This is a genomic window from Microbacterium sp. SORGH_AS_1204 (assembly GCF_030818935.1).
Lineage (GTDB): Bacteria > Actinomycetota > Actinomycetes > Actinomycetales > Microbacteriaceae > Microbacterium.
The window spans coordinates 955127-967057 of sequence record NZ_JAUTBD010000001.1 but is presented as its reverse complement, the minus strand read 5'-3'; the positions used below and the strand labels follow the sequence as shown (position 1 = coordinate 967057).

At 70.9% G+C, this 11931-nt stretch carries 8 protein-coding genes and 1 other RNA gene; 5 read left to right on the top strand and 4 right to left on the bottom strand.

Features of this window, described 5'->3' with window-relative positions; translation table 11 throughout:
• Positions 1-29 precede the first annotated feature (29 nt).
• Together QE410_RS04485 and QE410_RS04480 are read left to right on the top strand one after the other, a co-directional pair.
• The gene (locus QE410_RS04485) at positions 30-698 is read left to right on the top strand and encodes an NUDIX domain-containing protein (protein ID WP_307328447.1); all 669 of its coding nucleotides are present in this window, start codon (positions 30-32) and stop codon (positions 696-698) included.
• Between the two features lie 412 nt (positions 699-1110).
• Positions 1111-1959 (top strand): transposase, encoded by an 849-nt coding sequence (locus QE410_RS04480; RefSeq protein ID WP_307328445.1) that lies wholly within the window; start codon positions 1111-1113, stop codon positions 1957-1959.
• 17 nt (positions 1960-1976) lie between these two features.
• On the opposite strand, the gene ffs is transcribed toward QE410_RS04480, so the two are convergent.
• From ffs to QE410_RS04465, 3 genes are all read right to left on the bottom strand, one after another.
• Positions 1977-2073, bottom strand: an RNA gene (gene ffs, locus QE410_RS04475) — signal recognition particle sRNA small type.
• 52 nt (positions 2074-2125) lie between these two features.
• The gene (locus QE410_RS04470) at positions 2126-2782 is read right to left on the bottom strand and encodes a helix-turn-helix domain-containing protein (RefSeq protein WP_307328441.1); all 657 of its coding nucleotides are present in this window, start codon (positions 2780-2782) and stop codon (positions 2126-2128) included.
• 40 nt (positions 2783-2822) lie between these two features.
• Positions 2823-4322, bottom strand: coding sequence for an APC family permease (locus QE410_RS04465; RefSeq protein ID WP_307328438.1), 1500 nt, complete (start codon positions 4320-4322; stop codon positions 2823-2825).
• A 200-nt stretch (positions 4323-4522) separates the two neighbouring features.
• Between QE410_RS04465 and QE410_RS04460 the strand changes: the two genes are divergently transcribed.
• The 3 genes from QE410_RS04460 (at position 4523) to QE410_RS04450 (ending at position 8645) form a co-directional block, all read left to right on the top strand.
• Positions 4523-5995: an APC family permease gene (locus QE410_RS04460; protein ID WP_307328436.1), complete on the top strand. Its 1473-nt coding sequence runs from the start codon at positions 4523-4525 to the stop codon at positions 5993-5995.
• A 123-nt stretch (positions 5996-6118) separates the two neighbouring features.
• Entirely contained in the window at positions 6119-8146 is a 2028-nt protein-coding gene (locus QE410_RS04455) for a primary-amine oxidase (protein ID WP_307328433.1), read from the top strand.
• 4 nt (positions 8147-8150) lie between these two features.
• Positions 8151-8645 (top strand): hypothetical protein, encoded by a 495-nt coding sequence (locus QE410_RS04450; RefSeq protein ID WP_307328430.1) that lies wholly within the window; start codon positions 8151-8153, stop codon positions 8643-8645.
• 237 nt (positions 8646-8882) lie between these two features.
• On the opposite strand, the gene QE410_RS04445 is transcribed toward QE410_RS04450, so the two are convergent.
• Entirely contained in the window at positions 8883-11909 is a 3027-nt protein-coding gene (locus QE410_RS04445) for a glycoside hydrolase family 38 C-terminal domain-containing protein (RefSeq protein ID WP_307328427.1), read from the bottom strand.
• Between the last annotated feature and the right edge of the window lie 22 nt (positions 11910-11931).

The window sequence follows — 11931 nt, the reverse complement described above, 5'->3', positions numbered from 1 at the left end:
TCGGGACGGGCGCGTCTAGGCTCGCGACCGTGAGCACCCCGGCACCCGGCACCACCGTCCCCGACCACCGCGGCCGCACCGGGCTGCACCTGACCGGCCGCGATCTCGACCGCAACCCCCGCGTCGAGGTGACCGGCGTCGAGCTGCTCGCCGCCGGATGGCACGTGCTGCGGGCGACGACGTTCCGCTACCGCGGCGACGACGGCGAATGGGTGACGCAGACGCGCGAGACGTACGACCGCGGCAACGGCGCGACGATCCTGCTGTACGACCCCGCGCGACGCACGGTGCTGCTCACGCGCCAGTTCCGCTATCCCGTCTACGTCAACGACCACCCCGACGGCATGCTCATCGAGACCGCTGCAGGGCTGCTCGACGACGACGACCCGCTCACCGCGATCCGCCGAGAGGCCGAGGAGGAGACCGGCGTCCACGTCGACGACGTGCAGCACGTGTTCGATGTGTTCATGAGCCCCGGCTCGGTCACGGAGCGCCTGCACTTCTTCGCTGCGGCGTACGACGGTGCGACGCGCGTGGGCGATCGCGGGGGCCTCGAAGCGGAGGGCGAGGAGATCGAGATCCTCGAGTACGACATCGACGAGGCACTGTCGATGATCCGCGACGGATCGATCCAGGATGCCAAGACCATCATGCTGCTGCAGTGGGCGGTGCTCGACGGGCCCTTCGCGCGGCGCTGAGCGCTCGGCATCCCCCGTCGCCGGGTTATAGGTCAGGAATAGTGGATGAATCCTCGATCTAGCCGCGTGATTCCGGGGTAGAACGGGGATTGGTATGGTCCGCGACCCTTAGTCGTGGACCTTCCCTCGAATCAGGGCTCGTGCGTGGTATGCGGGTCGAAGCTGGTGAAGAACGGACGACACCCCTCAGGAACGCAGCGGTGGCGGTGCCGGCCGTGCGGGTCCTCCACTATCCGTCGGCGCCCTGACGTTACCCGCCGCGAACAGCTGCACCGGTTCCTGACCTGGCTGATGGGCAAGGCCTCACAGGCCGAGCTCGCCAGCTCCCGCAGCGCCCGCTCGTTCCGTCGCGACACCCGCGTGGTGCTGGGCCCTCGAGCCGCGCCTGCCCGTCACAGGCGAAGTACACGAGGTGATCCTGGTCGATGGGATCTGGATCGAAACGTGGTGTCTACTCATCGCCCTCACCACCACCAACACCGTCGTGGGATGGCAGTGGGCCGCCCGCGAATCGGCTGCTGCCTGGGGCGCGCTGTTCGAGAGCATTCCCGCCCCGACGGTGGTGGTCACCGACGGCGGCTCCGGGATCCGTTCCGCCCTCGCCCTGCACTGGCCCGCCACCGCCATCCAACGCTGCATCTTCCACCTGCAGCTGAACGTCACCCGCGAACTGACAAGGAACCCGCGCCTGCGCGCCGGCAAAGACCTGCGCCAGATCGCCCTCGCCCTCAGCGGCATCCACACCGTCGACGACGCCATCACCTGGCGCCTCACGCTGGAAGCCTGGTGGAAGACCTACGGGCACCTCCTGCGCGAACGCACCCTCTATGACAACGGCCACTTCGGTTACACCCACAAACCGCTCCGCAAAGCCTGGGCGATCTTGCACCGCGTCGCCGAGAACGAACACATGTTCACCTTCATCCGCCACGACGCCCCGCGCACCACCTCACGCCTCGAAGGACTCAACGCCCAGATCAGGCACCTCCTTCGCCATCACCGGGGCATGCCGATCCCGCATCAACGCCGCGCCGTCGAATGGTTCCTGCTGCTGCACGAAGTCCCCATCGACCACGCCCACAGCTACGCCCACGCCCCCCACAACGCCAACCCCGCACGAGGACGCCACCATCGACCTCGAGGACCCCACCCCAACCCTCTACGACAACGGCCTCGACGCCACCGAAGGCCTCTGGCTCAGAACAGGATGGGCAGGACGAGGATGACACGCCCGACCCCATCCACTATTTCTGGCCTATAAGCCCCGTCGCCGGGCAAAGAAAAGACCCTCCGCGCACCCGGTAGAGCCTGGTTACCCTTGCTACGTTTCCGTCCTGGGGGAGTTGGCCTGGATGCCGCCACGCGGAGAGCCGAGTACAGCTTACCCGAAGCCGCGGCCCGCTTTCCTCCGCGGTCGGAGCGGGCTCTCAGACCACGAGCGGACCGAGTTCGCGAGCCGTCGGACCCAGCGCCGACAGCACCGCCTCGGGCTCGTCGATGCGATGGCGCGGACCGGAGAAGCCCACCGCTCCCGCGAGCACGCCCGCGCCGTCGCGCAGCGGGATCGCGAGACACCCGGCGGCCGGGGTGACCTCACCGCTCTGGCGTGTCGCCCCCCAGCGGGCGAGGTCGCTGCGGGCGGTGTCGACGGCAGGTCCGTGCGCCGCCGCATCGTCGGCGAGCATGAGGCGGCCCAGCGCGTACCTTTCCGGTTCGCGTGCGAGACGGGTGTGGTCGGAGAGGGGGAAGTCGGGGTCGGCGTCGAGCACGACGACCCGGCCCTCGACGAAGAGCACGACGTGCACTCCCCCGCGCACCCGCCGTCGCGCGTCGGCCACCACGGCCCGCGCGGCCGACGACAGCCGCGCCGGCGGGGCGGCCACGGCAGCCAGCTGCGCGACCTTGGCGCCGAGCGCGAAGCCCGACAGGTCGGGGGTGCGCACGAGGTACTCGTCCTCGACGAGCAGGTTCAGCAGGCGGTACGTCGTCGCGCGGGGCAGGCCCAGCTCCACCGAGAGCCGTTGCGCCGTCACACCCGCCCCGAGATGGGCGACGGCCTCCAGCACCGACAGCGCGGAGTGCACGGCACCCGGCTGTCGAGCGGTCAGCGCGGGTCCCCGACGCTCACCCGGCACGGGAGGGCCTCGGCGAAGGGACTCCCCCGAGCACCTGGGCCGCAATCGGCTCGTCGTACGCGCCGATCGAGCCCGGACCGTGTCGACGCCGCAGCGCGATCACGATCCCCCCGAGCACGGCGGCGAGCGCGCCCACCACGGCCAGACCGGTCCCGCCGCTCGCGGTGTCGTCGATGAAGAACGCCACCAGCGCCGCGGTCAGGGCGGCGGCGGCGAATGCGGCGACGACCGCGGGGCCGAGCGTGGACTCGCCGATGCGACGCAGGAACACGGGCGCGGCGAGGCAGACGAGGATGTAGGCGACGATGTAGCCGGCGGCTCCGACCGAGAGGGTCACGTGCATCGCGTCACGCATGTCGACCCCGCCGCCGATCAGCAGGAGCGGGACGACGGCGATGGCCGGCAGAGCGAACGCGACGGCCGCGGCCGGAGTGCCGAACCGCGGGTGCGTGCGACCGACGCGCGCGGGCAGCACCCCGTCGCGGCTCAGGGCGAACAGCACGCGCACGAGCGCCGTCGTCGACCCGATCGCGCACGCGACGAACGAGGCGGCGATCCCGACATCGGCGACGACGCCCCATCCGCCCAGACCATAAGCGGCGGCGAGGTCGTTGACGGGTGACGCGCTCACGGCGAGGTCGGCGCCGAGCGCGTCGAAGCCCGCCACCTGGGTGACGGCCGCCAGCACGTACAGCGCGCCAGAGATGATCACCGTGCCGGTGATCGCGCGGGGGACGTTGCGCAGCGGCGACACGGCTTCGACCCCCAGAGTTGTCGCCGATTCGAAACCGACGAACGCCGTGACGGCGATCACGGCGCCGGCGGCCACGGCGAAGGTCTCACCGCCCGTCGTGGGAACCGCGAAGACGGCCCCGACGTCGACCGGTCCGATGTGCACGAGCAGCACGGTGAGCAGCACCACGATCAGCGCGACCGAGAGCGCCTCGACGACGAGCGCGACCCGCGCCGACACGTGGATGCCGCGCACGAGCACGAACGCGACGATCGCCGTCTGCACGAGGATGGCGCCGGCGGCCGCGAGCGGGCGATTCAGGCCCGGCCAGAGCCCGGCGAGGAGGTACGTCGCGTAGTAGGCGCCGCCGAGCAGCGCGAACATCGCCACGGCGGCGTAGCCGGTGACGATCGCGGCGCCCGCTCCCAGACCTGCGCGTGTGCCGAGACCCCGGGCGGCGTAGGTGTAGACGCCCCCCGCCGCGGCGAAACGCCGCGCGAACTGGGCGACGGTTCGCGCGACCGCGAGGCTGAGCACCGCCGCCGCGACGATCGCCGCCACGGTCATGCCGGGGGCGACGCCGGCCACCAGCAGCACCACGGTGGTGGCCGCCGCCGCGGGGGCGACCGCCGCCACCGACTGTGCGGCGAGGTCGACGATGCCGATGCGACGGCGTTCCAGCCCGTGCAGCGGGGAGCGTTCGCCGAACCCGGCGACGGGGGTGGGCCGCGCGATGGCGCGGGAGAGTGCGGTCATGTCGTCTCCGTGGGATCAGCCGACGGTACGCCGCGGGGGTTGCCCCGTCGAGACACCCGTGTTTCCAACGCGTGTCGCCGAATGAGACGTCGCCGGGCCCGCGTCTCACTCACGGCATCCACACCTTCACACCGGCTCAACGACGCGGCAACGCGCCGGGAGGAACCTCGGTGGCACACCCGAACCCGTAAGGAACCGACATGACCCAGCTCGAATCGAAGGGGGTGGCGGCGTCGGCGAAGCGGACGCTGCAGGGCTCCCTCGGTGTCACGGCGATCGTCTTCATGGTCGTCGCCGCCGCCTCGCCCCTCACCGTCGTCGGGGGCGCCGCGCCCCTCGGCATCCTGATCGGCAACGGCGCGGGCTTCCCGACGCTGTACGCGATCAGCGCCGTCATCCTGCTGCTGTTCGCGGTGGGCCTGGCAGCGATGACGCGGCACGTCCCCCGCCCCGGCGCGTTCTTCACCTACATCGGCTATGGCCTCGGACGCCCCTCGGGCCTGGCCGCGGCCTGGACGGCGATGCTGACCTACACGACCATCCAGGTGTCGGTGTACGGCTACATCGGCTACCTGCTCGAGATCACCGTCGTCTCCCTCGGCGGACCCGACCTCGCGTGGTGGCTGTACGCGCTCGCGGTCGTCGGGCTCGTCGGCATCCTGGGCTACCGCCACATCGACCTCTCGAGCAAGGTGCTCGGCGTGCTGCTGGTGGCCGAGGTCGCGATCGTGCTCGCGCTCGTCGCCGCGGTCGTCTTCAACGGCGGCCCCGAGGGCCTGAGCGCCGCGCCCTTCGAACCGGCGAACGTGCTCAGCGGCTCCCCCGGCGTCGGTCTCATGTTCGCGATCGCGGCGTTCATCGGCTTCGAGGCCACCGCCATCTTCCGCGACGAGGCCCGCGACCCCGACCGGACGATCCCCCGCGCGACCTACGGCGCCGTGATCGGCATCGGTGTCTTCTACACGCTCGCCTCGTGGGGCCTGGTGATGGCGTGGGGCCCGAACGGGATCATGGCCGCCGTGGAAGACCCCGGCACCCTGATGCTGCGCACGGTCGCCCTGTACCTCGGCACGGTCGGCGAGATCATCGTCAACGTCCTGCTGCTTACGTCGATGTTCGCGTGCGTGCTGTCGTTCCACAACGTGCTCACCCGCTACCAGCACGCGATGGCCGGCGCCGGGGTCCTCCCCGACCGCGTGGCCGGCGTCCACGCGAAGCACCTCTCGCCGCACGTGTCGTCGATCGTGCAGACGGTCACGGCCGCGGCGCTCACGGCGATCTTCGCGGTGCTGAACCTCGACCCGCTGCTGCAGGTGTTCACGTGGTTCGCCGGCGTCGCGACCCTCGCCATCGCGATCCTGATGGCCGCGACCTCGGTCGCCGTGATCGTGTACTTCGCCCGCACCCGTGCCGACCGGCGCGTCTGGAACACGATCATCGCCCCCGCACTCGGCTTCGTCGGGCTCGCGGTGTCGGCCGTGATCATCGTCGTGTACTTCCCGATCATGGTCGGCGACGCCGACGCCGACGGGAACCCCGTCTTCGGTGCCGTGAGCTGGGCGCTGCTCGCTCTCGTGGTGCTCTTCCCCGTGCTCGGCTACGCCCAGGCCGCGTGGATCCGCCGCCGCCGTCCCGCCGCCTACGCCAAGCTCACCGACACCATCGCGGGCTGATTCCGGATGCCGCGGCCCGACGCCAGTGTCCGCGCCACGGTCGCGCTCCGTGATCGCGCACCGGCGCCGCGGCATCCGTCCCCCCTCCTTTTCGTCCCACCCGTTCCACCTGAGAGAGACACCATGACGCTCACCGACCCGACCTCGACCGCCTTCGTCGCCCCCGCGGCGCCCGCCCACCCCCTGGCATCCCTCTCCCCCGAAGAGATCACCGCCGTGCACGCCATCGTGGCCGGGCTCGACGGCATCGACGAGGCCACCCGCTTCGCCTACGTCGGCCTCGAAGAAGCCCCCAAGGGCGAGGTGCTCGCCTGGGAGCGCGGCGAGACCGCCCTCCCCGAGCGTCGCGCTCGCGTTCAGCTGCTCAACCTGCGCACCGCCCACTCGCTCGATCTCGTCGTCTCGCTCGCGACCGGAGAGGTGCTGCGTTCCACCGAACTCGACGGCTCCGACGGGCAGCTGCCGATCCTCGACGCCGAGTTCGAGGAGGTCGGAATCATCGCCAACGACAGCGCCGAGTGGGTCGCCGCCCTCGCCGCGCGCGGACTCACCACCGCCGACGTCGTGCTGGTTCCCCTCTCGGCCGGGCACTACGGCTACGAGAACGAGGTGGGCCGCCGGGTGCTGCGCACCTTCGCGTTCCGGCAGGACCACCCCGCCGACCACCCGTGGGCGCATCCCGTCGACGGCCTCACCGCCTACATCGACGTCGCCGCCCGCACGATCATCGAGATCGTCGACACCCCCGGGTTCACCGTGCCCGAGACGCACGGCAACTTCGACGATCCCGAGCTGCAGGGCCCGCCGCTGGAGGGCCTCAAGCCCATCGTCATCACTCAGCCCGAGGGGTCGAGCTTCACCGTCGACGGCGAGCACGTCACGTGGGGCGAGTGGGACCTGCGCATCGGCTTCGACACCCGTGAGGGCCTGATCCTGCGCCAGCTCTCGTTCGCCGGACGCCCCGTGATGTACCGCGGCTCGATCAGCGAGATGGTCGTGCCCTACGCCGACCCCGCCCCCAACCGCTTCTGGCAGAACTACTTCGACACCGGCGAGTACCTCTTCGGCCGCTACACGAACGAGCTCGAGCTCGGCTGCGACTGCGTCGGCGACATCACCTACGTCGACGCCGTGCTGTCGGACGAGAACGGGATGCCGCGCACCGTGCGCAACGCGGTGTGCATGCACGAGGAGGACTTCGGCACCCTGTGGAAGCACACCGACATCTTCACCGGATCCAGCGAGGTCCGTCGCTCGCGGCGCCTCGTCATCTCGTTCTTCACCACGGTCGGCAACTACGACTACGGCTTCTACTGGTACCTCTACCTCGACGGCACCATCGAGTGCGAGGCGAAGCTCACCGGCATCCTGTTCACCTCGGCCTACCCGGGTGAGGACTACCCCTTCGCCTCGGAGGTCGCCCCGGGGCTCGGCGCGCCGTACCACCAGCACCTGTTCTCGGCGCGGCTCGACATGACCGTCGACGGCGTCGCCAATGTCGTCAACGAGATCGACGCCGTGCGCGTGCCGATTTCCGAGACCAACCCGGCCGGCAACGCCTTCACCAAGAAGGTGACGCCGATCACCTCCGAGAAGGTGTCGGGCCGCGTCGCCGACGGCGCGGTCAACCGCGTGTGGCAGATCGCCTCGACCGAGAAGACCACCGAGCGCGGACAGGCGACCTCGTACATGCTGTTCCCGACCGAGACCCCGGTGCTGCTCGCCGACGACACGTCGTCGATCGCCTCGCGTGCCGCGTTCGCGACGAAGAACCTCTTCGTGACGAAGTACGACCCCGACGAGCGCTACGCCGCCGGAGACTTCGTCAACCAGCACCCCGGCGGCGCCGGCATCCCGGCCTTCATTGCGGGCGACGAGCCGCTCGTCGGCGAAGACGTCGTGCTCTGGCACACCTTCGGCCTCACGCACTTCCCGCGCAACGAGGACTGGCCCGTCATGCCGATGGACTACGCCAAGTTCACGCTCAAGCCGTACAACTTCTTCGAGCGCAACCCCGTGCTGAACGTGCCCGCGCCGGCGAACACGCACTGCGCGCCCGCCACGCACGCGCACTCCACCGCGGGGCACGACGAGGGGCACGGCCACGGCCCGCACGCGGGCGAAGCGCCCGCCTCCGGATGCCACTGCTGAGGCGATGAGCGAGATCCTCCACGCGTGGGCGGTCGCCCCCGCCGCCGTCGGTGCCTGCTGTCTGGCCGCCGACCGCGCGCGGGTTCGGCCGCCCGAGGTCGTGGCATCCGTGCTCATGCTCGTCGCGATGTTGGATGCCGCGGTGTTCGGGGTGGTCGCACCGGTCTGGTGGACCGTGCTCCTGGTGACCGGCGCCATCACCCTCGCCGTGTGGCGTCGTCCGCGGCAGCGGCGGGCGCCGCGCGTCCCCGCGCTGATGACCGTGCACACGACCCTCGGCATGGTGGTGATGGCCGCGCTGCAGATCGGGATGGGCGCGCACGGCGCCTCCCCCGGTCACGCTCACGGGGTCGCCCTGGTGCCATTCCTCCTCGCGGTCGCGGTCGGCTACGCGGGTCTGTCCGTCGTCGTCACGAAACGGATGCCGGCGCGGCTGGACCGCGCGCAGATCGCCGCGATGGCGGTGTCGGTGGGCCTCATGACGATCGCCGCCGTGTGACGACGCGGGAGCCCGCGACGGGCGGTGGTGACGAGCGGAGGGCGAGGGGCGAGTGGAGGACCGATTCGCCGGAATCGTCCTCCGCTCGACCCCGGCCCTCCGCCGATCACGCGGAGGGCCCGCCTCGCGGGCAAGCACGGCACGACCGGGACTCCGGTGTCTCGACCGCACCGCGGTTCAGAGAGGACGACGGTGCGGCCGAGGGCACTCCACGCCCGGCCGCACCGCACCCCCGGATCAGCGCGCCAGGCGCAGCGTCACCAGCTGGAAGGGCCGCAGGTCGAGATCGACCACGCCACCCGCTGCGCTCGACACCGCGGCGGCGTCGACCTCGCGCTCGAGCAGGTCGGTCTCGACGACGCCCGTGACCTCGAACCCGGCCTCGAGTCGCGCACGCGCGCGCTGACCGAGCGCTTCGTAGAGGCGCACGATGACGTCTCCGGAACCGTCTTGCGCGAGCTTGATCGCCTCGACGACGACCCCGGGTGCATCGATCGACACCAGCGGAGCCACCGACTCCTCGGCGGCGTCGGTCATGACACGCGCCGGCAGGTTTGTCCGATAGCCCTCGGTGACGGCATCCACGACCTCGGCGCCCACGACGATGCCCACCTCGAGGTGGTGCGCGCCCTGGTCCTGCCCCGGGTCGGGGAACATCGCCGAGCGGATGATAGACAGCCGCACGAGGGAGTACGTGCCGCCGGCCTCCCGCTCGTGGCGCGTGATGTCGTGACCGTAGGTGGAGTCGTTCGTGACGGCCACTCCGAAGTCGGTCTCGGCGACCCGGACCCAGCGGTGCGCGGCCGTCTCGAAGCGCGCGGAGTCCCACGAGGTGTTCGTGTGGGTCGGGCGCACGATGTGACCGAACTGGATCTCGGATGCCGCGCGGTCGGTGTGCACGTCGACGGGCACGCGGAGCTTGAGCAGCTTCTGCTGCTCGTGCCAGTCGACGTCGAGCGACAGGCGCAGGGTGCGCGACCCCTCGGCGAGCGCGATGCGCTGCGCGATGGTGGAATCGCCCACGGTGCGCTCCACGACGATCGCGGCGCCGTCGATTGCGACGCGGTCGGCCGCCTCGAGAGCCGTGGCGTGACGGCGGTAGGTCTCGTCGATGTCCCACGCGTCCCACTGGGTGGGGGTGTCGCGGAAGATCTCGAACTGGCCCGCCACCTGCCCTGCCGGAATGACCTCGCGACCGGATGCCACCTCGACCAGCGAGGTGATCAGACCCCGGCCGTCGACGACGGCGCGGACGATGCCGTTCTCGAGCACCCAGCCGTCACCCTCGGCTCGCGGCGTGACGTCGCCGGGCGCCGTTGCGGGGGCGATGGCGAGAGCGGGGGCCCCCGCCCGGCCGTGCGGGGCGGCGTTGGCGACGACCGCCCGCTCCCCCGTGCCGACGAGGGCACGCAGGCTGGCTTCGATGATCTGCTCGAGCTCCGCCGCGATGGCTTCGTAGTTGCGCTCGGCATCCCGATGCACCCACGCGATCGAGGTGCCGGGCAGGATGTCGTGGAACTGCTGCAGCAGCACCAGACGCCACAGGCGTCGGAACGCCTCGGCGGGGTATTCGGCGCCCGTCCGCACGGTCGCGGTCGCCGCCCACAGCTCGGCCTCGCGCAGCAGGTGCTCGCTGCGGCGGTTACCCTGCTTCGTGCGCAGCTGGCTGGTGTAGGTGCCGCGGTGGAACTCGAGGTACAGCTCCCCCGCCCACACGGCCGGGTCGGCGTACTCGGCCTCGGCGGTCTCGAAGAACTCGCGCGGGGTCGAGTGCTTCACGACCGGCGCGCCCTCGAGCGAGTGCGTGCGGGCGATCGTCGCGGTCATCTCGCGGGTGGGTCCGCCGCCGCCGTCGCCGAAGCCGTACGGCAGGAGCGAGGTGCGGGCGCGCCCCTTGTCGGAGAAGTTGCGCTCGGCGTGCGCGAGGTCGGCCGCGCTGACCTCGGAGTTGTACTTGTCGACCGGCGGGAAGTGCGTGAAGATGCGCGAGCCGTCGATGCCCTCCCAACGGAACGTGTGGTGCGGGATGCGGTTGGTCTCGTTCCACGAGATCTTCTGCGTGAGGAACCAGCGCGCGCCGGCGGCCTTCATGATCTGCGGGAGCGCCCCGCTGTAGCCGAACGAGTCGGGCAGCCACACCTCTTCGGTGTCGATGCCGAACTCCTCGAGGAAGAACGTCTTGCCCTCGACGAACTGCCGGGCCATGGCCTCGCCGCCCACCATGTTGGTGTCGGACTCGACCCACATGCCCCCCACGGGCACGAAGCGCCCCTCGATGACGCGCTCTTTCAGTCGCTCCCAGAGCGCCGGGTAGTGCTCCTTCATCCACGCGAACTGCTGCGCCGACGAGCTCGCGAAGACGAAGTCGGGGTCTTCGTCCATGAGCGAAAGAACGTTGCTGAACGTGCGCGAGACCTTTCGGGCGGTCTCGCGCACGGGCCAGAGCCATGCCGAGTCGATGTGCGCGTGACCGACGGCGTGCAGCACGTGGGCGCTGGATGCCGCAGGGGCCGCGAGGAGAGGCGCGAGCACGTCGCGACCGGCCTGCGCGGTGCCGGCGACATCGTGGGGATCGACGGCGTCGATCGCGGCATCCATCGCCTCGAGCAGGGTCGCACGACGCGCGGACGTCGCATCGAGCTCGGCGATCAGGCCGTGGAGGAGACGGAAGTCCTGCAGCAACTCCCACACGGCGAGGTCGCGCAGGCCGATCGACATGTCGCGGAGCGTGTAGAGAGGTGCGTCGCCCGCGGTGGCGAGGTCGCCCAGGTGCGTCGGCTCGAAGGTGAAGAGGCTGCCCACGTCGGGGTTCGAGGCGGCCTCGACCAGCACGTCGACACGGCCGTCGGCGTCGATCGCCGCGGGGGTGGCGTTGTTGAACGGCGAGACGCCCTTGATGGGGGCGCCGTCGCGGTTCCACACCAGCGCCTCGCACTGGAAGCCGCTCTGGCCGGCGGTGAAGCCGAGGTCGATGACGAGCTCGGCAATCGTCCCCTCGGGCAGGGTGCCGTCGGCGTCGCGCCACGCGGCGGGGATCTCACCGGAGACGGCGAACCAGGTGGTCCCCCACGCCCGGCCCCACGGCGTCCCGATGGCGAAGGGCCGGTAGTCGGCATCCTGTGCCTCGGCGAAGGTCACGGGCTCGCCCGGAGCCTCCCACGCCGAGACGTCGAGCGGGTGGCGGGTGCGGTAGACGGCCGGGACGAGACGCTCGCGGATGAAGCGTTCGATGCGCATCTCGATGAGCGCGGTGCGATCGTGCATGAAGGGGTTCCTTGCTGGGGGG